The 23,241-nt window shown below is 32.7% G+C and carries 27 protein-coding genes; 12 read left to right on the top strand and 15 right to left on the bottom strand.

Going from position 1 to position 23,241, the window contains the following annotated elements; translation table 11 throughout:
- The first annotated feature begins 397 nt into the window (after positions 1–397).
- The 11 genes from H526_RS0107810 (at position 398) to dps (ending at position 9,820) form a co-directional block, all read left to right on the top strand.
- Complete coding sequence (locus H526_RS0107810; protein ID WP_162144481.1) at positions 398–1,636, top strand: tyrosine-type recombinase/integrase; 1,239 nt, start codon at positions 398–400, stop codon at positions 1,634–1,636.
- A 5-nt stretch (positions 1,637–1,641) separates the two neighbouring features.
- Complete coding sequence (locus H526_RS30720; protein WP_027392488.1) at positions 1,642–2,535, top strand: hypothetical protein; 894 nt, start codon at positions 1,642–1,644, stop codon at positions 2,533–2,535.
- 95 nt (positions 2,536–2,630) lie between these two features.
- Positions 2,631–2,969: a helix-turn-helix domain-containing protein gene (locus H526_RS0107800; protein ID WP_027392487.1), complete on the top strand. Its 339-nt coding sequence runs from the start codon at positions 2,631–2,633 to the stop codon at positions 2,967–2,969.
- Positions 2,966–3,925, top strand: a complete 960-nt coding sequence (locus H526_RS30715) for a BT4734/BF3469 family protein (RefSeq protein ID WP_051336049.1) — start codon at positions 2,966–2,968, stop codon at positions 3,923–3,925. Before H526_RS0107800 ends, H526_RS30715 begins: the two co-directional genes overlap by 4 nt.
- Positions 3,906–5,675, top strand: a complete 1,770-nt coding sequence (locus H526_RS0107790; protein ID WP_035084906.1) for a DUF3987 domain-containing protein — start codon at positions 3,906–3,908, stop codon at positions 5,673–5,675. Before H526_RS30715 ends, H526_RS0107790 begins: the two co-directional genes overlap by 20 nt.
- 723 nt (positions 5,676–6,398) lie before the next feature.
- Positions 6,399–7,223 (top strand): mechanosensitive ion channel family protein, encoded by an 825-nt coding sequence (locus H526_RS0107780; protein WP_051336048.1) that lies wholly within the window; start codon positions 6,399–6,401, stop codon positions 7,221–7,223.
- 90 nt (positions 7,224–7,313) lie between these two features.
- Positions 7,314–7,598, top strand: a complete 285-nt coding sequence (locus tag H526_RS0107775) for a hypothetical protein (RefSeq protein WP_027392482.1) — start codon at positions 7,314–7,316, stop codon at positions 7,596–7,598.
- A 74-nt stretch (positions 7,599–7,672) separates the two neighbouring features.
- Positions 7,673–8,068 carry a hypothetical protein gene (locus H526_RS0107770; protein ID WP_027392481.1) on the top strand — a complete coding sequence of 132 codons (396 nt, stop codon included), beginning with the start codon at positions 7,673–7,675 and terminating at the stop codon, positions 8,066–8,068.
- A gap of 167 nt (positions 8,069–8,235) precedes the next feature.
- Positions 8,236–8,664: an Hsp20/alpha crystallin family protein gene (locus H526_RS0107765; protein ID WP_027392480.1), complete on the top strand. Its 429-nt coding sequence runs from the start codon at positions 8,236–8,238 to the stop codon at positions 8,662–8,664.
- A 165-nt stretch (positions 8,665–8,829) separates the two neighbouring features.
- On the top strand, positions 8,830–9,315 hold the full coding sequence (locus tag H526_RS0107760; protein WP_035084903.1) for a hypothetical protein: 486 nt from the start codon (positions 8,830–8,832) through the stop codon (positions 9,313–9,315).
- A gap of 31 nt (positions 9,316–9,346) precedes the next feature.
- Complete coding sequence (dps, locus tag H526_RS0107755) at positions 9,347–9,820, top strand: DNA starvation/stationary phase protection protein Dps (protein WP_027392478.1); 474 nt, start codon at positions 9,347–9,349, stop codon at positions 9,818–9,820.
- A gap of 41 nt (positions 9,821–9,861) precedes the next feature.
- On the opposite strand, the gene H526_RS0107750 is transcribed toward dps, so the two are convergent.
- Entirely contained in the window at positions 9,862–10,737 is an 876-nt protein-coding gene (locus H526_RS0107750; protein WP_027392477.1) for a mechanosensitive ion channel family protein, read from the bottom strand.
- A 61-nt stretch (positions 10,738–10,798) separates the two neighbouring features.
- Here H526_RS0107750 and corA point away from each other — a divergent pair, with 61 nt between their 5' ends.
- On the top strand, positions 10,799–11,887 hold the full coding sequence (corA, locus tag H526_RS0107745; RefSeq protein WP_155839639.1) for a magnesium/cobalt transporter CorA: 1,089 nt from the start codon (positions 10,799–10,801) through the stop codon (positions 11,885–11,887).
- A 55-nt stretch (positions 11,888–11,942) separates the two neighbouring features.
- Here corA and H526_RS0107740 read toward each other — a convergent pair whose 3' ends face one another.
- The 14 genes from H526_RS0107740 to H526_RS0107675 all read right to left on the bottom strand — a co-directional run bounded on the left by H526_RS0107740 (position 11,943) and on the right by H526_RS0107675 (position 23,228).
- Positions 11,943–13,085, bottom strand: a complete 1,143-nt coding sequence (locus tag H526_RS0107740) for a saccharopine dehydrogenase family protein (protein ID WP_027392475.1) — start codon at positions 13,083–13,085, stop codon at positions 11,943–11,945.
- Between the two features lie 56 nt (positions 13,086–13,141).
- Positions 13,142–13,741, bottom strand: a complete 600-nt coding sequence (locus H526_RS0107735; RefSeq protein WP_027392474.1) for a DUF6134 family protein — start codon at positions 13,739–13,741, stop codon at positions 13,142–13,144.
- An 86-nt stretch (positions 13,742–13,827) separates the two neighbouring features.
- Entirely contained in the window at positions 13,828–14,220 is a 393-nt protein-coding gene (locus H526_RS0107730) for a TerB family tellurite resistance protein (protein ID WP_027392473.1), read from the bottom strand.
- Positions 14,221–14,232: 12 nt separating this feature from the next.
- Positions 14,233–15,192, bottom strand: coding sequence for an ROK family protein (locus tag H526_RS0107725; protein WP_027392472.1), 960 nt, complete (start codon positions 15,190–15,192; stop codon positions 14,233–14,235).
- Positions 15,193–15,273: 81 nt separating this feature from the next.
- Complete coding sequence (locus tag H526_RS0107720; RefSeq protein WP_027392471.1) at positions 15,274–16,200, bottom strand: 1-phosphofructokinase family hexose kinase; 927 nt, start codon at positions 16,198–16,200, stop codon at positions 15,274–15,276.
- A gap of 122 nt (positions 16,201–16,322) precedes the next feature.
- Positions 16,323–17,666, bottom strand: coding sequence for an NADP-specific glutamate dehydrogenase (gene gdhA / locus H526_RS0107715; protein WP_027392470.1), 1,344 nt, complete (start codon positions 17,664–17,666; stop codon positions 16,323–16,325).
- Positions 17,667–17,744: 78 nt separating this feature from the next.
- Positions 17,745–17,993: a hypothetical protein gene (locus H526_RS0107710; RefSeq protein ID WP_027392469.1), complete on the bottom strand. Its 249-nt coding sequence runs from the start codon at positions 17,991–17,993 to the stop codon at positions 17,745–17,747.
- A gap of 19 nt (positions 17,994–18,012) precedes the next feature.
- Positions 18,013–18,369 carry a hypothetical protein gene (locus tag H526_RS28615; protein ID WP_035084897.1) on the bottom strand — a complete coding sequence of 119 codons (357 nt, stop codon included), beginning with the start codon at positions 18,367–18,369 and terminating at the stop codon, positions 18,013–18,015.
- 194 nt (positions 18,370–18,563) lie between these two features.
- Positions 18,564–18,818: a hypothetical protein gene (locus H526_RS28610; RefSeq protein ID WP_051336046.1), complete on the bottom strand. Its 255-nt coding sequence runs from the start codon at positions 18,816–18,818 to the stop codon at positions 18,564–18,566.
- Positions 18,819–18,828: 10 nt separating this feature from the next.
- On the bottom strand, positions 18,829–19,245 hold the full coding sequence (locus H526_RS0107695) for an NUDIX hydrolase (protein ID WP_027392468.1): 417 nt from the start codon (positions 19,243–19,245) through the stop codon (positions 18,829–18,831).
- Between the two features lie 20 nt (positions 19,246–19,265).
- The gene (locus H526_RS0107690) at positions 19,266–19,859 is read right to left on the bottom strand and encodes an SET domain-containing protein (RefSeq protein WP_027392467.1); all 594 of its coding nucleotides are present in this window, start codon (positions 19,857–19,859) and stop codon (positions 19,266–19,268) included.
- On the bottom strand, positions 19,856–21,232 hold the full coding sequence (rimK, locus tag H526_RS0107685; RefSeq protein ID WP_027392466.1) for a 30S ribosomal protein S6--L-glutamate ligase: 1,377 nt from the start codon (positions 21,230–21,232) through the stop codon (positions 19,856–19,858). Before rimK ends, H526_RS0107690 begins: the two co-directional genes overlap by 4 nt.
- A 20-nt stretch (positions 21,233–21,252) precedes the next feature.
- The gene (locus tag H526_RS0107680; RefSeq protein ID WP_027392465.1) at positions 21,253–22,779 is read right to left on the bottom strand and encodes a carbon-nitrogen hydrolase family protein; all 1,527 of its coding nucleotides are present in this window, start codon (positions 22,777–22,779) and stop codon (positions 21,253–21,255) included.
- Between the two features lie 32 nt (positions 22,780–22,811).
- Positions 22,812–23,228: a VOC family protein gene (locus H526_RS0107675; RefSeq protein ID WP_035084895.1), complete on the bottom strand. Its 417-nt coding sequence runs from the start codon at positions 23,226–23,228 to the stop codon at positions 22,812–22,814.
- Positions 23,229–23,241: the final 13 nt, after the last annotated feature.

The raw sequence follows: 23,241 nt of genomic DNA, 5'->3' as shown, positions 1-23,241 counted from the left end.
AGTTTACTGTTTTTTTTCATCTTTATTAATAGTTTAAAGGATTATTTAATTACCGATAAAACTATGCCTGAAGAGGGGTGAAATGGTGAAGCCTTATAAACTTTTACTTTTAAAATGATAAAACGGTATTTAGGAGAATAAAAAAAGCGGACAAAAAGTTAATTTTAACTTGTTTGTCCGCTTAAAGTGACCTCGGCAGGATTCAAACCTGCAACCTCTTGAGCCGTAATCATAAGTATATATTGTTGTTTATTATTTAGTTATTCATAAAATATTTGATAATCAGGTATTTGTGTATTTTGAGGTTATAGTTGTTTATGGGTTTTATGTGTTTAATTGTTAGTTTTGTGTGCAAATTTTGTGCAAATGAATTATGTTTGCACAAAAGGAATTCAATATGAGTTATAGCATTTCAATCTTTCATGATACCAGACGATCCAAAAAGAGTGGTTTGTATCCAGTTAAACTCCGTGTATATGCTACTACCTTAAAAAAGGTAAAGTTATATCCACTTAGTATAGACCTTTCTGAAAAAGACTTTGAAAAAATATGGGATCGTAATACCAAGGTTAGAGGTACGAATGAAGAGCTGAGAATAGAGTTAAGTAGTATTGAAAACAGGGCTAATGATGAAGCTAAGAAAATTAGCTTTTTCAATTTTGAAGATTTTGAAAGAAAGATGTTTAGAAAATCGACCGATGGAGATAATGTATTGTATCATTTTGATAAAGAAATTAAGCGTAACATTAGAAGAAAAAAAATAAATACGGCTGATGGCTATAAATATACATTGAAGTCATTAACTGATTTTCTGTTAAGTAAAAATAACTCGGTAGGGGATAGGTTTCCTTTTGGAATGATAACCCCAAATTGGTTAGAAGAATACGAGGAGTATATGTTAGAGAAAGGAAAGAGTGTAACAACCATTGCTATTTATTTGCGGAATCTACGAGTGATTTTTAATCACGCCATTGATGATGGAGATATTAATAGGGATATGTATCCGTTCGGGGAGAAGAAGTTTCAGATTTCTGAGGCAGGAAAAGTAAGAAAGGCTCTTAATCAACAACAATTGGCTGCTTTTTTTAATGCAAAACCGAAAACTCCAGAACAAAAAAAAGCAAAAGACTTTTGGTTTTTTAGTTATGCTTGCAATGGAATGAATATGAAAGATATTGCATTACTCAAGTATTCAGATTTTGATGGTAATTCATTTCATTATTATAGAGCCAAAACATTTCAGAAGTCTAAAAGGAAAACGAAGATCAATATCTACTTGAATGATTTTGCCAAAGAAATTATTAAAAAATATGGAAATAAATCTCAGTCAGGATATGTATTTCCAATAGTAGCAGATAGTATGTCAGCTACAGATATTACAAAGCATATCAAAAACTTTAACCGCTTTATTAATCAGCATATCAAAAAAATAGCAAAGAAAAATAAGTTACCAGAAGATATCTCTTTTTATTGGGCACGACATAGCTTTGCTACTAACGCAATAAGAAAAGGGGCAAGCATGGAGTTTATTAGCGAAGCTTTAAACCATAGTGGTTTGGATGTAACTAAAGGATATTTTGCTGGATTTGAGGATGAAGCTAAAAAAGAGTTTGCCAAAAACTTAATGGACTTTTAAAAGATATGTCAGAAACGATTAAAACACTGGAAAATCTAGCTTCTTTGGTTCTGGAAAGCATAAAACAAGAAAAAAATATCTCTCAAAAATTAAAATCACCATTACGTGATCAAATTCTAAAAGGAGAAATCAAAAAGATTACAGATTTAGAAAAAAAAGCGGAACAATTATTAGAGAATGGCGTTATAGATATTTATGCTGAACAGATAGATTCCAAATACATTAGAGAAATTGAATATTTACGAATCAAAGCAAACTATTATCAATCTAACGTTTTACCATCCATTGATGTAGATCAAGAAGTAGTTTATGTGTATGCTACTCACATCTATCTAAAAGATTTTTTAGAAAAAGAACTACAACAATTTACAGGAGATATTCTGGATGTAATAGCATTAGAAAATCTTGAAAAAGAAAAAGAACGCGAACCATTAGTTTCTGATAACGGTAATCATTTAGGGTTGTACGATGATCATGGTTTACCACCATTTAAGGAAAATAGAAAAAAAGGGACACCTGTTTTCAAGCCTTCTATTATTTCCTCTCTTTGTAATATAATAGAACTCTATTTTTCTGAACAAGACTTTTCGTATGTAGGATTACTGCTGGAAACCGCTCAAAATGTACCAAAAAAAGTAGTTTTTCTTTCTGAAGGGAATAAGCTAGCAGATATCTTTTGGCAGTTGTATGAAAACAAACTAGTATTCAATTGTAATAAAATGCAATTAGAACAATGGATAGTAGCCAACTTTCAATATTTGGATAGAAGTAATGCCAAGGATTTCACCTTAAAATACCTAAATAAAATCATTTCTACAGATCATCAAATGTGTAAAAATCCTATTCTGTCTATAAAAAGTGATTCTTCTACAGGAGAAAAACTGTTAAAAATCACTTAAAAATAGGTAGTTTTTAGTGGGGTAACGATTTACCTACTTGTACCCCTACAAAGCAAGCACCTAACATTGCGGTATAATAATTAAAATATACCGTTATGGAAGAACTATCATTTGACAAATTACCAAAAGCCGTTGCAAAACTTAGCAATGAGGTAAACGAGATCAAAAGAATCATATTACAAAACAAAGAAAAGGAACCTGAAAAAGACAAGCTTCTTACAGTAAAGGAGGCAGCAGCGTTTCTGGAATTATCTGTACCAACTATTTACGGATATGTCCAACACAAACAGATTCCTGTGATGAAAAAACACAAACGATTGTATTTTTCTAAACAAGAGCTTATGGACTGGATAAGGGGAGGAAGAAAAAAAACAATATCCGAAATACAAGAAGAAGTAGATAATGCACTAGCCAGTAAAAACAGAAAGTTATGATTACAAAGAAGCATATACTTTCTAAAACGCATTACGGAATCAATGTTTACAGCTATATTCTAAAACAACATTTTCCAGAAGAAAAAATAGTGTTGTCGATAAGCAATCGAGAGTGTAAACCTGTAAACAACCCATTTTTACTGCAATATCGTGGTAGTTTGAAAATTAGTATTGTAAATGGTAATGCTGTTTACCAGGATTTAACAGACGAGAGTTTTAGGGGAGATGTCTTCGATTTTGCGGAATTGCATTTTAAAACTATGACAGAAGATGAGCTGCTCATCCGAATTAATGATGTGCTACATTTAGGACTAGAATCCAAAGTTTCGGATTATGATTCAAGATTAGAAAGAATCAATCAGGCATTGGATGCAATTCCTGATCAAGAGTGGAACCCAAGGTTTAGTTATTTTAAAAGAAACCTTTACAATCTGTACGCTACTAAGAATATTGGTATCTCCGAAGTGTATAAGATGATCACTGATACTGTAAGAAAACATCGTACTGATGATGTCAGAAAATTGACTAGTAAAAAAGAGCAAGCAGCATACAAGAAAAAATATTTTGATTATGTAACCTTTTCAGGAATGTTTACAAAACGGAATAGTACTTCACTTATCAAACACTCAGAATTACTGACAATTGATATAGATGGAATAAGTAGCATGAACAGATTAAAAGAACTAAAGCAAAAATTGCTCAAAGATTCTTATTTCCCAACGGAGCTATTGTTTAGATCTCCTGGAGGGAAAGGACTTAAATGGATCATTAAAATTTCCTTCAAAGAATTTACGCACTCAGAATACTTTCTGGCAATTTCCAATTACATAAAACAAACGTATAACATAGTAGTAGATACTAGTGGCAGCGATGTAAGTAGAGCTTGCCTGTTACCGTATGATCCAGAAGCTTATATAAACCCTAAATACAAATTAGATGAAGAGGAAAAAATTTAAAGTATCGAAGTATCTGAATATGCAAGACAACGCTGCATCATTTGATACAGAAATGAAGTCTAATTTTTTAAATTCAAATACTAATAAAAATACTGTTGAGCAAATCGTTGATTGGATAGAAGCAACAGGAACAGATGTTACATCTGTTTATGGAGATTGGTTAAAAATAGGATTCGCATTGGCGGATGAATTTGGACAAGCAGGGATATCATATTTTCATAGAGTAAGTAGATTCTATCCTAAGTATACCTATAATGAATGTAAAAAAAAGTTTAATGAATGTCTAAAAGGAAAAGGCACTGGAGTAAACATAGCTACGTTTTTTTATTACGCAAGACAGGCAGGTTTTAAATTAGAAGGTAAAAATGAAAGCTCGCTTCATATTGAAGAAAGTATGAAAAAGCCTGTAGTACTCAAAAAAGAATTAATTGAATTCCCTAGTACTGTTTTTGAAGAACTCCCAGATTTTTTAAAAGAGTGCGTTAAACACGCTAACAATTCAAAGGAAAGAGATATTTTATTATTAGGCTCTTTAACTGTATTAAGTTCTTGTTTGCCTAATGTCTATGGTCTTTATGATTTACTAACGGTATATCCCAATCTTTATTTATTTATCACTGCACCTGCTTCGTCAGGAAAAGGAAGAGTAAATCTTTGTAGAAGGCTAGTGGCTCCGATTCACAAGAAGAAAAGAGATGAAACAAGTAACGGTAAAATACAGTATGAAGTAGAACTGGCAGAGTATTCTAGTAAAAAAGGTAAAGATAAAAGTTTGACAAAGCCTATAAAGCCAAAAGAACAAATGCTGTTTATTCCAGCTAATAGCAGTGCAACAGGAGCTTTTGAGCTTTTAAATCAAAACGATGGAGCTGGATTAATATTTGAAACAGAAGGGGATACTTTGACTCAATCTTTTAAAAGTGAGCATGGGAATTATAGTGATGGATTTAGAAAAGCGTTTCATCACGAATCGATAAGTTATTATCGAAGAACGGATAGTGAATATGTGGATATTTCTTATCCTAAGATTTCCACTGTATTGACTGGAACACCAGATCAGGTATTAGCATTAATGCCAGATTCACAAAATGGATTATTTAGTCGTTTCATGTTTTATAAGATGGAACGTCAGAAGGAATGGAGAGATGTATTTGCGAATTCAAAAAGTATAGGTTTAGATGAAGCCTTTGATGCTTTGGGAGTAACATTCGAATCTTATTATCTTACATTATTAAGCCAATCGAGCCGAATCGAATTCAGTTTAAGTCAAGAACAAAGAAGAAAGTTTCACATTTTTTTTAGTAAGCAATATGAAAAATTCCTGTTCTTGCAAAAAGAAGGGCTACAAGCTTCATTGTTTAGACTGGGCTTGATCTTTTTTAGATTGACAATGATTTTAACGGTAGTTAGAGTATTGGAAAAAGAAGTCTTGAAACCTAAACTGAGGTGCGAACCAAGAGATTTTGAAACTGCATTGGCGATGATAAAAGTTTTGTTGCAGCACACTGAAGAGGTGTTTTTGTATCTACCAAAAAAGGAAATGACACTTCCCAGACGAAAAGATAACAAAGAGTTGTTTCTGGAAGAGCTTCCCAAAGAATTCGTATCTAAAGAGTATAGAAATATTGCGAGTAAATTCGGAATGTCTAGACAAAGTGCGGAACGATATATAAAACAATTTGTAGAGAAAGGTTGGATACATAAAAAATCACACGGTCATTATGGTAATATCCTCAAAAGAGATACGTGAGGATATTGAGGTTTTTGATGTTTCTGAGGATATCAAGTATTAAAAACCTCAATAATATCTATATCCTCAAAACCCTCAAAGCACTTTTTGAGGATTTGATGTTTCTTTATCTACTTCTTTTTTTGAATTAAGAACCCCAAATTATGTCAACAAAGGTATATTAATGATTCACAATTTTTTTGACAAGATGAAATGCTTTTAACTAGGTTTTGTAGAATGGAAAACATGTTTTCCAAAAATGTAAACATCATGGGAAACATTTTGAAAACAAATGGTAAACATATAAATAAAAATTTCTCAGTCCAATGTTTTAGGTGGTTAAGAGGGGTTTTTGTTTATGGTGTACCAAATGATGTATCATGTGTTAAACCATTCATTATAGTAAATACTGTAGATAGAGCGGAGATATTTTTTTTTTAACATTTAAATATCTTAATTTTTTTTCATTTTGTCAAGCAGGCTGTTTAGATATCAATAAGAGTAAAAACACTTTACTCTTATTGAAGAAGAAATAGTAGTTTCCAGGAAGGAATTAGTCGGAATGAAGAATGATGGAAATTGGACAAGAATTTGAAACAAGAGATTCTGTTTTTTTTAAATGAACTAATTTACTACAGAAAAAGAATTATACTTGTCCCATTTGGTTTTTGAATAATGTGACTTCCTTTCATAACCTGTGTCTAAAAATTAATAATCAATCAACCTTTAAAGACTATACTTAGAATGGAAAAGATACAGGAAATCTTAAACTATACATTCCACTTCGGAAAGGAGATACAAATCACAGTAAAGGCCCTTTTGTTATTATTGATAATCTTTGTTGTCACCTCTTTAATATTAAGTTTAATAAGAAGATTAGTATCCAGAAAGTTACCTAAAGAGGATAGTGAGAAATTTGTAACTGTTTTTTCTTTTGCTAAATACTTCGTTTTTATTATTGTCTTCTTTTTTGCTCTAGATAACATAGGGATTAATATAACAGCAATTTTTGCAGCTTCTGCTGCTTTACTTATTGGAGTTGGTTTAGCTTTACAAACGCTATTTCAAGATATCTTATGTGGCATTTTTGTGTTACTTGATAAAACGGTGCACGTTAATGATATTATAGAGATAGATAATAAGGTTTTTAAGGTGACAGATATTAACTTAAGAACTACAAAAGGAATTAATTTAGAGAATAAGGTTTTAGTAATACCTAATCATACGTACCTTACCAATACTCTTTACAATTGGACTCAGAATAACAATATTACTAGAGAAAGTATTGATGTAGGTGTTGCTTATGGTTCAGATACCGATTTAGTAAAAGGGTTATTATTAACTGCTACTGATAACACTAAAGGGATTTTGAAAAATCCTGAGCCTACAGTATTTTTTAGAGAGTTTGGCGATAGCTCTCTTAATTTTAGATTGATGTTTACCGTTGGAGATAGTTTTAATGCAGTACACCCCAAAAGTGATTTGCATTTTGAAATAGACAGACTTTTTAGAGCGAACAAGGTAACCATTCCGTTCCCTCAAAGAGATGTGCATATTATAACCAAATAAGATTATTCAAACATCTACATATTATTAGTATTTGTGACTTAAATACAGAAAGTGTGCCCTAACAATTATTAACTTAAAAATAATCGAAATATGAAAAATATATCTGTAGACTATAAGTATCTTACTTTAGATTTAATTAAGGCTATTGCCAAAGAATATCCTAATGGATTTAAAGAAATGGACGTAATTACATTGTCCGAAGTAAATTCCGAACTTCAAGATAGGGTTAGATTGGTTATTAATGATACTTTATTTCTTATTAAAAAAACTGAGCTGGAAGAAGCAATGTCTGATAAGTTTGATGATGAATATTTTGATACGCTAAAGACACAATCCAAAGAAAGTTGTGACGCAGAGTTCTGCGAGGAAGATTAAAAAATGTGACTAATTTATAAAAAGCGTGTCTTAAAAAATGAAACATAATAACTAATCATAATTATATATTTAAAATGAAAAAAATCACTCTTATTTTTATTGCAATAGTATTTACTGGTTCACCTGCAATTCAAGCAAGTACGTATAATACAATTGATCCACTAAAGGTAGAATATAAAGCTAATCAGGTAAAAGCAGAATTTGTGGGTAAGTCTAATAAATCCTTGTATTTCAGAAAAATAGATGATAGTAAGATGTTAGAGTTTACGATAATTAGTATGAATATTCTTTCGAAATATGATTTCAATGATAAGCAGAATATTGGTATGGTATTCAATCTTACCTATGAGGTTCAAAAATTAGAAACTATAGTAAAAGATACTAAAAATCAGGATGCCAAGGTTTCTCAGTTTATTGAACGAAAAATATTAATGAATGTAGAACATTTAGAGGGAATTGCTAAGAACTAGCTTTCTGACATTAAAAACTTCAAAAGCCGCTTGTGTATAAATTACAAGCGGTTTTTTTAGTTTTTTATGAGAAATTGAGGTGACCCCAAAGGCATATATGTGTCTTAATTAAAGAAAGATCATAAACCATCTTTCAAATGATTGTTTAACACTTAAATTAATAAACTATGTCACTTATTAAATGGAAAAAAGAAGATGATTTGTTTCCTTCATTCTTTGATAATTTTTGGGGTCGTGATTTTGTAAGCGGTGTGCAAACAGGAACTTCAGTTCCAGCGGTAAACATTACCGAGACAAAAGACAGTTTTGATATCGAAGTTGCAGTTCCTGGGTTGAAAAAGGATGAGTTTGAAATTAATTTGGAAAATGGAATATTAATCATCTCATCAGAAAAGAAAGAAGAGAGAGAATCCCAAGAAAAGAAAATGACACGTAAAGAATTTAGTTTCACTTCTTTTCAACGCTCTTTCTCTGTACCTGATACAGTATCAACAGATAAAATAAATGCCTCCTATAATGATGGTGTTTTGAGCATAAGATTGCCAAAAAAAGAGGAAGCCAAAAAGCAACCTCCTAAGCTTATAGAGATTGAATAATGATGTTTTTTGATTGATTGATGGTACAATTCTCGTGATTGTGAGTTGTTCGAGCCAGAACGGAAGTTCTGGCTTTTTTGGCTATTACATTAACAAACAGGAGAATAAAGTGACCTTTAAAACATAACAGGGTCTAAATAGTAAAACAATTAATTCAGAGATATAATGAAAAGGAAAATCAAACTTTATTTTTATGAATATAAATATTTTATGATTGGTTTGATAGTAGCAGTTATCGGATATTTTTATAGTTTATATAATAATCTTGACGTATTTGAATATATAGGCAAGTATTTAACACTTACAGAAAAGTACGAATTAGATGAAGCCATATTTATCTGGGCTCTTGTATTTTTATTTTTTGCAATCTTAAACATCATAAGCTTCCTTATTAGGAAAAAGGAATCGCAAAAAAGAAAAGTATACAGATCAATGCTTTATGCTAATAATCATATCATTAAAAATCTTCTTTATCAAATTCAAATACTTCGAATGGAAGCTAAGAAAGATCCCAATTTTGATAATCAAGTGATTAGAATGTTTGATAATAGTATAGAAGAAGCACAAATATTAGTTGATAACTTATCAAAAATTAAAAAAATAGATTCCAAAGATATTTATGATTCTATAAAACCCTTAGCAGCAAAATAAAATTAGAGGTCTTAATTAAAAAAAATAGAAAATGACAAAATATAAAAGTTCGATAAAGCTAGAAAACAAAGATGAAATTGTTTCTATATTAAATCAACAACTGGCTGACACTTTTGACTTATATAGTCAGTTGAAACAGGCTCATTGGAATGTAAAAGGTATGCAGTTTTACGCATTACACAAACTTTTTGATGAACTGGCAAGAGAGGTGTCAGGTTATGTGGATATGATCGCAGAAAGAGCAACTGCATTAGGTGGGGTCGCAAAGGGTACGGTGAGAATGGCTGCAAAAACTTCTAGACTTCCTGTAAGCCCGGATACTTTTGATAATGGAGAATTCACAATAAAGAAGTTAATAGAAAGATATGCAATGGTTTCAGAATCAACAAAAATAGTTATTGATAGTACTGATTCTTTAGGAGATAAGGTAACTGCAGATTTATTTACAGAAGTTTCGAGAGGAATCGATAAAGGGCTTTGGTTCCTGGAGTCTCATTTGCTATAAGCTAATAGAAACAGGATAGTTCCTGAAAAATTATCCTGTTTTTATTTTGGAAAGGCGGTGATTTCAAAAGCTGCAGAAGCAACTTCAATTTTGCCTTCGGAGTTTTTAATAGCTAGTAATATTTTATCAAACAGAATAGATTTAGTAGTTCTTCTAGATTTAAAATCTACTACATAGCGCAAAGTAAATGTGATCCAGTTTTCATCAAAAGACATTGCGACCATAGGTTGTACCTGGGCATTTTCGATGTTATATTTACCGATCATTTTGTCCCAGGATTTTTGAGAAGAGGTCGCAAAATCACCAACCTGATCAATTAAGATTTTTGTGAAAGTCTCTTTGGCATAGATATAATCTCCATTGGTTTTAATAGGTATAGTCATTTCATCCCACAAAAATGGAAAATCCCCAGAATAGTTGTATACAGGTTCTTTAAAGACAAAACTATTGGCGACTCTAACCATTTTACCATTATAAAGATCTCCATTGACCCAGTCGCCAATCTCCATAAGAGTCGTTCTCAACAGACCTATATCAATAACATCACCTTTGGTTCCTCCCAACTTTACACGATCTCCTACTTTATAGAAGTTGCCTGTGAAAACAGCAATGTATCCTGCTATACTTACAATTACTTCTTGTAAAGCAAAAGCAATACCTGCACCAGCGACACCCAATGCCGTGCCAATACCAGAAAGCTTGGTGTTAAAAATCAGCATAACTCCGGAAACAAAAATTATGTATCCTAAAAAATTAATAAGCTTTTTAAATTTATACTTAGAAGTATTGTCTTTAACAAGTTTAAAAGCCCCTCTTTGTAGTAATTTTATAATAATGTATACCACGACAAAAAGTATAAATACCGAAGCTAAATTTACAAAAATTGGCTTGTCAAAAATTGACATAATTTGATCCATAAGGCAGTCATTTTTTATTGGTGATTCTATTGTAAAGATACTTTAAATATGCTACATTGTAATGATAGAAAAACTTTGGAATATGGGAGAAAACACACCATCACCTTCCGAAAAACAATTAGGCTTAGTGCCTGGTACTGTGGTGTATACAGGGGGTAAAACTTCTGGTGATTTGTATATTGAGGTATTTGATTATGATAAGAATACTTTTGAAGAAAAAGAATTAGATAGTATAGAGGAGGCATTCAGTTATTCAGACTCAGAACCTGTCACCTGGATCAATATTAATGGCCTTAATCATACAGAAGCTATAGAAAAAATCGGGGACCACTATAAGCTTCATCCATTAATTTTAGAAGATATCGCAAACACACAGCAAAGACCTAAAATAGATGAGTACGAAGGATATCTTTTCGTAGTACTAAAGATGCTATATTTTGACAAGGATGAGAAGTTATCCATTGAGCATATCAGTTTTGTGCTTGGTAATAATTATGTTATATCTTTTCAAGAATCTGACGGTGATGTATTTGATGCGATAAGAAATCGAATCAGAACTGGAAAAGGTAGAGTACGAAGTATGGGACCTGATTATTTATTATATGCGCTAATGGATGCCGTGGTAGATAATTATTTTAATCTTATCGAAGTAATGGGCGATAAGATTGAGGAGTTAGAAGATGATTTATTCGAAGAGAAACCTAACGATGATATCACCTACGATATCCAAAGCCTTAAAAGAGAAATTCTAAAAATAAGAAGAGCTGTATTTCCTCTTAGAGAGGTAGTAAACCGTATTGAGAAAAGTGAACATATTCTTATTGCAGAAAAGACTCAATTCTATCTTAGAGATTTATACGATCATATTATCCAGGTGTCAGAGAATATAGAAATCTATCGGGATATGATCTGGGGGCTTATGGATATGTATATGACCACTATCAGTAACAAAATGAATGAAGTGATGAAAGTACTTACAATAATGGCTTCTATTTTTATCCCGTTAACGTTTCTAGCAGGAATCTACGGAATGAACTTTGAGAATATTCCAGAACTGAAATTCAAGTATGGGTATTACATTTTATGGGGAGTAATGATTGTAGTATTTCTTGGATTGTTATATTACTTTAAAAAGAAAAAGTGGCTATAGGAATATTGATTTTCGGGTCTGTATAAAGGTTTTAAAAAAATAAATGCGTTCAAGCTTACACTTTTCCATAAACTGGGATTATGTAATCTCCTTCTAAAAATCTATCAGTTTCTATTTGGCTTTGTAATATAACTCCGGAATAAGACGATTCAAGCAACAATTGTGCAGATTGTATCAATGGTACTGCCGTTGTTATTTGAATGGCTCTTAACACGTGCTTACCAACTGTTTTTGGGGTGATTTTTCTGGAAATTTCCCTTCTGCGTAAAACATCATCAGTATCATAACCTTGTACTGCGGCGTATAAAACGATCTGATCATCTTCAATATGCGGTATATGTCTTTCCATTTGTTGTTGCAAAGCTTCAATGGTATCTTTAGTATTTGTAATGATATTAATCTGATTCTTCACCCAGCCATAATGACCAGGATGTCGTAAAGTCTTATAATCCAATGAGCGCACTCTACCAGCTAGTGCATCGGGTAGGTCTGCTGCTCCACCGGATGTTAGATCTTCTTCATAGGTAATACCATCAATAATAATCATAGACCTTTCAGACAGCGAAGGGAGTTCTGTTTTTTTATAATCTCGAATTACAATGGCATCTTTAATATATTCAGTAGCTACTCCAGCTGGGCTCCAGGTAAAACCATAATAATGAGGAGAAACTGCGTGATCCGTAAGGGCACCTACTTTAAACTCCAAACTATCGGCCTTTTCCACATTAAAATCGTTGCAAAAGTCCTGGAAAAGTTTGTTAACAAGTACATCAATGTATCCGGGAGCCAGTCCAGTTTGTAATATAAAGCCAGTTTTAGCATCCTTTGCTAGAGAAATTATCTGATTTGTTTCATTAACATATTCAGTAAGATTAGCATAATGCAGATGATAATCTTTAGCAAAAGTCGCCATTTTTGGTGCCAAAGTTCCAGGAAGACAATCCAATAGGATATCGCACTCTTCAAACATAGCTTTCATTTCTTTGGTAATACCTTTTTCAGCAAGGCGAAATGGTTTAATAGTACAAGGTTTGGTAGCACCTTCTTCTATCCATTTTACTACCTTTTGTGCCTTAGATATGGTTCTGTTTCCAATAAAAATAGTTGGTGTAATCTTACTCCATTCTGCCAAAATAAGTCCGACAGCTTCCGCTATACCACCAGCTCCGGCTATGATGATTTTATGATGTTTGTTCATGCTTTAAGATTTAATTCATTAATTCTAACCAATTTTTAAAAGTCTTGATTCATAACTTATTTCCTTAAAATCAAATCAAAATCAATAAGCGAACTATTAATGTTTGCTTTTACTAATTCACCATTATTGTAGTAATATCTGTTTTTCTTGCCGTTATGTAAAGTGAGTTCGTACGTACTTGTTTGGATTTTCTTTATCATTCCATTAAGAGCGGTATATTCTGAAAAAACTTTTTGGATATTAACAGGCTCATCAAAAAAAAGCCGTATTCCACTATACGCTATCATTTCAGAAAGTGTTTGTTGCTTGCTTTTTTTGGTATTGATAATATAATGTGTATCCATCCATTTAATATCAGATGAGTGATGTGGTTTTCCGTTTACAACATTATCAACACTAGCATATATTAATTGGTTTTCGTTGTAGGTGGCTTCAATAGTATATTTCATATGTATACTAACAAGCAATTTTACTTTCATCTCGATATTGTAGCCATATGTTATGTTTTTTCCCTTCTCTAACTTTGAAACCTTCAATTCTCCCAATGTATCTTTTTTAGCAATTACGTCGTAAATATTAGTTTGGGCGGTAATGGTGTAAGGAAATGCAATCAAACAGTTTAGAAAAGTAATCATCCAAAGAATATTGTTTTGCATTGTATTTGAAATTGAGTTTATGACTCATATTATAAGTATTTCTAATATACGATTATTTTTCTTTGAACAGGTTGAAGAGTGTAATCCTAATTTTCGAATAATAACTTATGAAGTTTGGTAAGGAATACCAGTTCTGATTTATTTCTTTTTGAAGAAGAAGTGGCAATACCATCTGCGGCTTCCATTATTTTTTGGCAAAGGTCTTTTGAAAAATCATTGGATTTAGTTTGATAATACGATTTAAAAACTTCATAAGCATCTTCAGAAGTCATTTGTTTTTTAATCAATTTCCGCATAATCTCATAAATAATCTCTTTTCTTTCTTTTTTATCAAAAGAATGTGACCAGTATTTTTCGACATAAGACACGATCTTACGTTTCTCTTCGACCACCATTTTTTTATCAGCCATTGCGACAGCATAAAAAAGATGAGCTAGTTTTTCATAAAAAATGACCTTATGATCTGATTCCATTGCCATTGTAGCTTGTTTTTAATTGTTAAAATCTTGCCAGATTAAAGCAGCAGCACCTAAAATTGCTGCATTTTTTTCCTTCATACCAGATGGTAGTAGTTTTACTTTTCCTTTGTAGATTTCTAATAAGTTTTTTTCCATATATTTTTTAGTGGGTTCAAAAATCCAGTGTCCACTATTGGCCAAACCACCCATTAAGAAAAAAGCTTCGGGTTGTGTAAAAGCGGTGAAGTTTGCCAAAGCAAAACCTAATATTTTGGCTGTATAATCAAATGCTTTTAAGGCAATAGGATCACCTTCTTCTGCTGCTTTAGTAATATCTTCTCCGTGAAGATCATTAAAAGCGATACCTTTAAACCTACTATCATCCATATACTTACAGAGCATATAAAGAATAGTTCTTTTTAACCCTGTAGAAGACACATAGGCTTCTAATCCACCTCTTACTCCCAATCCTGTCAATCTACCATCGCCAAGAGTAAGATCAATATGTCCTAATTCTCCAGCAAACCCATCGTAACCGTCAATTAATTGACCATTAGCAACAATCCCACTTCCGAAACCTGTTCCTAAAGTAATCACAATAAAATCTTTCATTCCTTGCGCATTACCAAATAACATTTCTCCCAACGCCGCAGCACTTGCATCGTTCATTATTTTTGAAGGAAGATTAATTTTTGCCTTTAATTTGTCAAGAAATGGTACAACACCCTTCCAGATTAGGTTAGGAGCGTGTTCGATGGTTCCTCTTCTGCTCGAAGCATTAGGAGCTCCGACTCCAATTCCTAACAAGGTTGCTGGTTGGGGTAGTTGATTATTTAATTCTTCAATCGAGGTTGTGATTTTCTCTAAAAATGCATCAAGATCAATATAATCTTTGGTCCTGAAGTTTGTTTGAATAAGATTATTTCCTTGGTTATCTACTAAACCTATTTTGGTTTTTGTGCCACCAATATCAATTCCTGCAACGATATCCATTTTGTAGTTTTTGAATTCACCGTAAAAGATCTTAGATTATTTTGAAAGGGCATAAATTTTAATACTAAAATAACGTTATGACTATTTATGCATCATTCCGTTAATTATTTCTATATTTTTTAGACTAGCTAATGCAGTACCATCACTCATAGTCGTTGCTGTGCCACAGGCAACACCCCAACGTAACATTTTCTTTTCATGGAGTTCATTTTGTATTCCATATATAAGACCAGCTAGCATACTGTCGCCAGCTCCTATAGTACTTTTCACCATTACAGAAGGAGTACTTTGATAATGAATTCCTTTTTTAGAAGCTAGAAATGCTCCTCTGGCACCCATGGAAACAACGATGTATTTTATATTTTTGGTTTGTATTAATTCTGTAACAAAAGCTTCCTGTTCAGCGCTAGTTAAAAAATCCTTTCCGGCTAATTTTGCTAATTCATTTTGATTAGGTTTTAGCAAATAAAGATTTTCATCTATTGTTTTTTTCAAGGCTTCTCCAGATGTGTCAAGAATTATTTTTACATTATACTTGCTTACAGACTGAATAATCTGGGCGTAAAAATCAGAAGGTGCATTTTGAGGTAAGCTTCCACTAAGCACAAGAATATAATTATCATCTATGATATGATCTACTGTGGTTTGTATGGCTATCAACTCTTTAGTAAGTAACTCGGCTCCAGGTATACCAAATCTATATTGTAATCCAGTTTGTGTATCTAATACCGAAAGATTTTCCCTTGTTTTTTCAGAAACAGGAATGGTCTTTAGATTTATATCTTCATTTAAGATTAATTCTTCAAGAAAAGAACCTGTTTCCCCACCAGAAGGAAATATACAAGAGGATTCTATACCCAATCTCTTTAAAATTCTGGAAACGTTGATGCCACCGCCACCTGGTTTATATGTGATGGAGTGACAATGTAATTTATTTTCAGGTGTTAAGTTATCAACTTTGGCACTTTTATCTAGTGCTGGATTAAGAGTTAAAGTTACTATTTTCATTGATTTAAGAAAGGGTTTTAGTGATGTGTAATGACCAGAAAGATATGGACTAAACCTTCTGGTCATAAAAATTTTTATTAAACTAAAAAAAATAGAATTTGAAGTCCTATAAATAATGAGCCTTAAACCACCCCTTGAGCAAGCATTGCATCTGCCACTTTTACAAAACCTGCAATGTTTGCACCTTTTACATAATCTACATATCCTGTCTCATCCATCCCGTATTCTAAACAAGAAGCATGTATACTAGACATAATTTGTTGTAGTTTTTTATCTACTTCTTCACGAGTCCAATTAAATCGTAGCGAATTCTGAGTCATTTCGAGACCTGATGTAGCTACACCACCAGCATTGGATGCTTTACCGGGAGCAAACAGAATTTTTGCGTTGTGGAATGCTGTAATCGCTTCTGGAGTACTTGGCATATTTGCTCCTTCACTTACACAAATACAACCGTTTTTAATTAAAGTTTTAGCGTCTTCGCCATTAAGTTCATTTTGTGTTGCACAAGGCAGTGCAATATTACAAGTAATATTCCAAGGTGTATCACCCTCAAAGAATTTAGCTGAAGGATATTTTTTAACATATTCATTGATCCTGCCTCTAAGATCATTTTTAAGATGCATCACATATTTTAGTTTTTCCTGATCGATACCATCTTTATCGTATATGTACCCAGAAGAATCAGATAACGTAACTACTTTTCCACCTAATTGTATTACTTTTTCTGCTGCATATTGTGCAACATTACCCGAACCGGAAATGGAAACTATTTTACCTTTAATAGAATCCTCTCTGGTAGCTAACATACTTGAAGCAAAATATACAGTTCCATATCCTGTCGCTTCTGGTCGAATCAATGAACCTCCCCAGCTGAGCCCTTTTCCGGTTAAAACTCCAGTAAATTCATTTCTAATTTTACGATACATTCCGAATAAGAATCCAATTTCACGACTGCCCACACCAATATCTCCTGCAGGAACATCTGTATTTGACCCTATGTGTCTAAAAAGCTCTGCCATAAAATTGTGGCAAAACCTCATAATTTCTGCATCAGATTTGCCTTTAGGATCAAAGTCAGATCCACCTTTTCCACCACCCATTGGTAGTGTGGTCAAACTGTTTTTGAATACCTGTTCAAAGGCTAAAAATTTCAGTATACTCATATTTACTGTAGGATGAAAACGCAAACCTCCTTTATAAGGTCCAATAGCAGAATTCATTTGAATACGATAGCCTCTGTTTACGTGAATTTCTCCACGATCATCTACCCAAGAAACACGAAAGGTAATCGCTCTCTCCGGCTCTACCATTCTAAGAAGGATATTTTTACCATTGTAAATTTCCTGAGAGGAAATAAATGGAATTACAGTTTCCGCTACTTCCTGCACGGCTTGTAAGAACTCAGGCTCGTAAGTATTTCGAGTTCTTACTTCTGCCATAAATGCTTCTATCTTTTCTTTCATTTGATATTTAGTTAAAATAAATATGAAAAGAGCACCCACATTATTATGCAGGTACTCTAATCCCAAGTTGAGTTTGAATTATTCTTCTACAGAAAGTGTATCTGTTTCTTCTTCAGATTCTTCGATTTCGTTTTCTTCCTCATTGTAATTCTCTTCTGTATCTTCCGTCTCTGTGTTCTCTTCTTCCGTATTTTCTTCATCAGTTATAGAATCCACTTTTTCTGTCTTGATTTCTACTTCTGGTTCTTCCTTTTTTGTATCTCTACAGGAAACTAGGATTAAGGAAAAAAGTAGTATTAAAATCGGAAGTTTTTTTATTGTTGTCATTATCAGTTCTGTTTTATTATTAGTCTAATAGTTCTAAATTCACAATAGTACGCACGGTATACTCTTGTTCATCTCCATCTTCGTCTTCTTCGGTTTCAGTTTCAGAAATGAAAGTAACTTTAAATGTCTTTCCTACTAATTTATCATTACTTAAGTTATATTCCTTAAGTACCTCCGGGTTGGCTTTGGGAAAAAGCATGGTGTCATCATCACCATCTTCTGTGGTATAATTAAAGGTGAAGTTTTCGCCATCGAAACCATCAAATACCCCAGTTATTGTTTCTGTGTCTACATTAATGTTTTCTTGTGCTTTTACTATATTGCTGCAAAGAAATAGAGCTAATATTACGAATAAATAGTTCTTTAAATTTTTCATTGTATTTTGGAATTAAATTTTAAAAATCGTTTAATAATCCAGAAGCTTATCACATCAAGTCTGGTACTTTTAGTAAGTATTCTCTAAGAAACTTACGCGTGATTAGTAGTCTACATAGCTATTGTTTTATCTTAAGATTTTGACACATTATATACTAAAAGGTCACTCTTAATTCAAATAAATATTAATAATTTTTAAGCGAGTTCTAGTTTTTCAATCTTGTACATAACAAAATCCTCATCATCATCTTCAGCATATTCTGAATAGGTAATTTCAAAACTTTTACCTTGAAATTTACTAGTCTTAAGGTCGAACTTGCGACTAGCCAATGATGATATTTCTTCAAATACAAGTGTGTCACCATTATCCATTACAAACTGATAATATCTATCGTAGAATCTTTTGAATACTCCATATTCTACATTTTGATTAATAATAGTACCTCTCATTTATGATCTTTTAGGTTGTAAGTTTACATGGCTTAAAAAGTTCTTTGATCACCTTTTTATCTGATTTGCCCAAAAATTTTAAAGCATCTTTCCAATACACCCATTCAACTTTTGCAAACTTATGAGGCTCTGCTACTGTAAATGGTTTGTTATTGTCTTTACAAACGAAATAGTGTTTAGAAAGTCGCCGTTTATCTCCTAATTCGATAGTTATAGAGCAATGATACTCTAGGTCTTCTTCAGATAGCTTAACAGCAGTCTCCTCATAGGTCTCTCTAACAAGAGCAGTTTCCGGAGATTCTCCGACTTCTAAAAAACCACCAATAAATCCATATTCTAATTCTTCACCTATTTTTTGTAAAACGAGTAACTCATCTCCCTGAGATACAATCAATCTTGATTTTTCTTTATGTTTTTTTATACGCATATAGAACAATTTTTTGATTTTTAGACTGATACTTTATTATAATAATTGTTTAAAATAGAATCCATTTCTTTTTCTCCTTTACCAATTTTTACCGCTAATTGCCATTGCTCTTCATTGAGTAACTGAAGTAAAGGTTGTTTTACTTTTGATATGTATTTGAAAGCTTTTAATAATTTTTTATCCCAGGATTTGTGATATTTCAATAGATCATCTGGATACACAATCTTTCGTTTTGTTCCTTCATCAATTCCTCTAAATGGCTCATCAATGTTAAGATACCCATAATCATCTGTCAATTGTTCTCCTGGTAGAATATCCCGAATAGCCATCTCAAAATTATAGGCAGTAGTAAGACAGTTGGCATTGAAGCTATGATTTACAAACCTTGCGTTATCCCAGCATAGTACTAGATTACCCAAGTTATTTTTGTAAGCATACGTTTCTAATATATTTCTATATACAGGTTCTAATTCACGGTATTGGTTTGGAGTAAATTCTCGATCGAATTTATCCAATACCCAAGTGATCGTTCCCATAGGAATTAATTCTTTAGCAACCACACCATACCCTACTTCTTCGCTGATAAATTTTATTTCGGTTTTAGGATGTATCATCTCTTAAATTTTAGTTTCTTCTCAATAGCTTCTATCATAATATTTGCAATATCCAACCCGGTAGCATTTTCTATTCCTTCTAATCCTGGCGAAGAATTGACCTCTAATAATAAAGGTCCTTTGTTTGATCGAATAATATCAACCCCAGCTACAGGAAGATTCAAAATCTTAGCTGCTTTGATGGCTAATTTTCGTTCTTCGGCAGTGATTTTAATTTTAGATGCCGATCCTCCTTGATGGATGTTAGCTCTAAACTCTCCCTTTGCAGCTTGTCGTTGCATGGAGGCTACTACTTTACCATTCACAACAAAACATCGAATATCTTGTCCGTTAGCTTCTTTAATAAATTCTTGTACCAAAATATTAGTCTGTACACTTTTAAAAGCATTGATCACACTCTCTGCTGCTTTATTGGTTTCTGCTAGTACTACACCTTTACCCTGAGTACTTTCTAAAAGTTTAATGATTAGCGGAGCACCATTTACCATTTTTATTAAGTCTTTGGTATCTAAAGGTGATTTTGCAAATCCGGTAATTGGGATATGAATATCGTGTTTGGCAAAAAGTTGTGTTGCTAATAATTTATCTCTTGATTGTGCAATCGCTTCTGCAGTATTTAAACAGAAAGCACCCATAGAATCAAATTGTCGGATTAATGCACAAGCATAAAACGTCATTGATGGTCGTATCCTTGGGATTATTGCATCAAATTCATCAATAATATTTCCTCCACGGTATCGTATTTCGGGTTCTGAAGCATCCAATTTCATATATGCTTGCTCTACGTTTAGAAATACCATTTCGTGTCCTCTGGCTATACCGGCTTCAACGATGCGTTTGTTGCTGTATAACTCAGGATTACTTGCTAACAGAGCAATTTTTAATCCTGACTTTTCTTTGATAAATGGTTTGTATTTTATTCGAATTTCATCATTTGTGAAGTTTTGTTGCGCAAAACTAATTGATGGATTTACGATATATCGATCCATCAATGCTTCTCGACCCAATAGCATTCTAAACTCCATAGCATCACGATTAGCTAATGTAAGCTCAATATCAAAGCTAGTTCCATTAAGGGATACAGGTGTTTTGATTACAAAACGTTGTTCTGAAATCCCTGATGAGCTTTTCACTGTGCGTTTATCATGAAGTTTGGTCTCACAAGTTATGATGATACTACGGTTATCCTGAATTGGATTGACTTCAAAACGTACCCATTCCTCAGTTCCTTTATGTATGAGTTTAATATTATTTGCTTGTATCGAAGAAGTTTTAGCTCCCGAATCCACACGTGCTTTGATTGCGGGTATTCCAAATTCTTCGAATACACACCATTCTTCACTTCCTATTATTTTTAGATCTTTTACTTCCAATTTAAGTTGTTTATTATAAATTATTTTTTTAGTAGTTCAAATAAATCTGTTCTTCTGTCTTTAAGGTTTCTAACCGCTCCAAACTGATTTAACTCTCTTAATAAATCGATATCCACATCTGCAATTAAAATCATTTCTGTATTAGGAGTTGCTTCTGCTTTAATACCATTAGTGGGAAATGAAAAATCACAAGGGGTAAATACCATAGATTGCGCGAATTGAATATCCATATTATGTACATTGGGTAAATTACCTACACTACCAGCAATAGCTACGTAACATTCATTCTCTATTGCTCGTGCCTGAGCACAGTTTCTTACTCTGGAATATCCGTTTTGTGTATCTGTTAAAAATGGGATAAACAAAATATCCATTCCCTCATCAGCTAATAACCGACTTAGCTCGGGAAATTCTGAATCATAACAAATAAGAATACCTATTTTACCACAATCAGTATCAAAGGCTTTTAATTCGTTACCTCCCTGCATTCCCCAAACTTTAGCTTCATCTGGAGTCACGTGTAATTTTTCATATCGTTCTATTGTTCCATCTCTTTTACATAAATATCCCACATTATATAATCTATCATCTTTAATTTCCGGCATGCTTCCAGAAATGATATTAATATTATATGAGATAGAAAATTCTGAAAACTTCTGAATTATCGCATCTGTATGTTTTGCTAATTCCCTTATGGCATCAGGTTCTGAGAGGTGATTGTTTTCTGCCATTAATGGAGCGTTAAAAAATTCTGGAAATAATGCAAAATCAGAACGGTACCCTGCCACAGCATCAATAAAGTATTCTGCTTGCTGAAGTAGTTCATCAAGATCTTTATAGGGACGCATTTGCCATTGAATTAGGCCTAGTCGAATTACCTTTTTTTTGGTAGCAGCTTTTTTTGAAGGTTTTTGATAATAAATATTATCCCATTCCATTAATACAGCGAACTCATTAGAAGCTTCATCACCTTCTAAGTATCCTTTTAAGATTTTAGTAGGATGAAAATCATTTGAAATCTGAAAATTAAGTACAGAGTCATTAATTTCCTTTCGCTTTACTTTGTCAATATACTCCTTTGGAGTAAGAGAACTAACGTATTTATGATATCCAGGTATTCTTCCTCCAAAAGCAATACTTCGTAAGTTTAATTTTTCACAAAGCTCTTTGCGATAATCGTATAATCTTCTTCCTAATCGTAAACCACGAAATTCAGGTTTGATAAAAACGTCTATTCCATACAGTACATCACCATCATTGGTGTGAGTGCTGAAACTGTAGTCCCCAGTAATATCTTTGTATGTATGGCTATTGTCAAATTGGTCATAATCCAAAATAAGAGAAAGGGCGCAACCAGCAATCTGACCATTTACTTTAATCACAATTTGACCTTCAGGAAATTTATTAATTAAGGATTCAATTTGATGTTCTTTCCAATATGCATTCGGCATAGTAGCATATGCTTGTATCATTGCTTCCTTAAGTTCCTGGTAATCATTAAGGTTCAGGAATTTAAGCTCTATGTTTTCTATATCTTGTATATTCATATACTCTTATTTTGAGATTTCCTTTATTTCTGTTAGACAGAAAATATCTCTCCGTGATCTTTAAAACTTTTAAACTCTACCATATAACCATCAGGATCTTGTACAAAAAATGAAAGGTGTTCTCCTACTTTGTTTTCAAAAAAAGTAACCTCCGTAGTCACTTCAAGATCCATTGAGAATAGCCTAGAATACAACTTACCCCACGTTTCTAAATCTATGATTACTCCAAAATGGAATGATGGCAAGATTTGTTCTCCTAGACGATAATTTTTGAAATTAAAATTAAAGTCTCCTGCTTTGGTAAAGGTGATTTGATTTCCGTATAAATTGATATCGGCCCAGCCATCCGTATACCTGCCTAATTTAGCTCCTAGTTTATAGTTGTAGAAATCTTTTGTATTTTCAAGATTTTCACACGGTAAGGCTAGGTGGAACTCTGCTTTTTTCATTGTTGTAATGGTT

This window comes from Aquimarina latercula DSM 2041 (genome assembly GCF_000430645.1).
Taxonomy (GTDB): domain Bacteria; phylum Bacteroidota; class Bacteroidia; order Flavobacteriales; family Flavobacteriaceae; genus Aquimarina; species Aquimarina latercula.
This window is presented reverse-complemented; position numbering and strand designations above follow the sequence as displayed.

Bases quoted from the DNA above. Each gene is read 5' to 3' on its own strand.
- H526_RS0107810 (WP_162144481.1), top strand. From the start codon at position 398: ATGAGTTATAGCATTTCAATCTTTCATGATACCAGACGATCCAAAAAG.
- H526_RS30720 (WP_027392488.1), top strand. From the start codon at position 1,642: ATGTCAGAAACGATTAAAACACTGGAAAATCTAGCTTCTTTGGTTCTG.
- H526_RS0107800 (WP_027392487.1), top strand. From the start codon at position 2,631: ATGGAAGAACTATCATTTGACAAATTACCAAAAGCCGTTGCAAAACTT.
- H526_RS30715 (WP_051336049.1), top strand. From the start codon at position 2,966: ATGATTACAAAGAAGCATATACTTTCTAAAACGCATTACGGAATCAAT.
- H526_RS0107790 (WP_035084906.1), top strand. From the start codon at position 3,906: ATGAAGAGGAAAAAATTTAAAGTATCGAAGTATCTGAATATGCAAGAC.
- H526_RS0107780 (WP_051336048.1), top strand. From the start codon at position 6,399: ATGGAAAAGATACAGGAAATCTTAAACTATACATTCCACTTCGGAAAG.
- H526_RS0107775 (WP_027392482.1), top strand. From the start codon at position 7,314: ATGAAAAATATATCTGTAGACTATAAGTATCTTACTTTAGATTTAATT.
- H526_RS0107770 (WP_027392481.1), top strand. From the start codon at position 7,673: ATGAAAAAAATCACTCTTATTTTTATTGCAATAGTATTTACTGGTTCA.
- H526_RS0107765 (WP_027392480.1), top strand. From the start codon at position 8,236: ATGTCACTTATTAAATGGAAAAAAGAAGATGATTTGTTTCCTTCATTC.
- H526_RS0107760 (WP_035084903.1), top strand. From the start codon at position 8,830: ATGAAAAGGAAAATCAAACTTTATTTTTATGAATATAAATATTTTATG.
- dps (WP_027392478.1), top strand. From the start codon at position 9,347: ATGACAAAATATAAAAGTTCGATAAAGCTAGAAAACAAAGATGAAATT.
- H526_RS0107750 (WP_027392477.1), bottom strand. From the start codon at position 10,737: ATGGATCAAATTATGTCAATTTTTGACAAGCCAATTTTTGTAAATTTA.
- corA (WP_155839639.1), top strand. From the start codon at position 10,799: ATGATAGAAAAACTTTGGAATATGGGAGAAAACACACCATCACCTTCC.
- H526_RS0107740 (WP_027392475.1), bottom strand. From the start codon at position 13,085: ATGAACAAACATCATAAAATCATCATAGCCGGAGCTGGTGGTATAGCG.
- H526_RS0107735 (WP_027392474.1), bottom strand. From the start codon at position 13,741: ATGCAAAACAATATTCTTTGGATGATTACTTTTCTAAACTGTTTGATT.
- H526_RS0107730 (WP_027392473.1), bottom strand. From the start codon at position 14,220: ATGGCAATGGAATCAGATCATAAGGTCATTTTTTATGAAAAACTAGCT.
- H526_RS0107725 (WP_027392472.1), bottom strand. From the start codon at position 15,192: ATGGATATCGTTGCAGGAATTGATATTGGTGGCACAAAAACCAAAATA.
- H526_RS0107720 (WP_027392471.1), bottom strand. From the start codon at position 16,200: ATGAAAATAGTAACTTTAACTCTTAATCCAGCACTAGATAAAAGTGCC.
- gdhA (WP_027392470.1), bottom strand. From the start codon at position 17,666: ATGAAAGAAAAGATAGAAGCATTTATGGCAGAAGTAAGAACTCGAAAT.
- H526_RS0107710 (WP_027392469.1), bottom strand. From the start codon at position 17,993: ATGACAACAATAAAAAAACTTCCGATTTTAATACTACTTTTTTCCTTA.
- H526_RS28615 (WP_035084897.1), bottom strand. From the start codon at position 18,369: ATGAAAAATTTAAAGAACTATTTATTCGTAATATTAGCTCTATTTCTT.
- H526_RS28610 (WP_051336046.1), bottom strand. From the start codon at position 18,818: ATGAGAGGTACTATTATTAATCAAAATGTAGAATATGGAGTATTCAAA.
- H526_RS0107695 (WP_027392468.1), bottom strand. From the start codon at position 19,245: ATGCGTATAAAAAAACATAAAGAAAAATCAAGATTGATTGTATCTCAG.
- H526_RS0107690 (WP_027392467.1), bottom strand. From the start codon at position 19,859: ATGATACATCCTAAAACCGAAATAAAATTTATCAGCGAAGAAGTAGGG.
- H526_RS0107680 (WP_027392465.1), bottom strand. From the start codon at position 22,779: ATGAATATACAAGATATAGAAAACATAGAGCTTAAATTCCTGAACCTT.
- H526_RS0107675 (WP_035084895.1), bottom strand. From the start codon at position 23,228: ATGAAAAAAGCAGAGTTCCACCTAGCCTTACCGTGTGAAAATCTTGAA.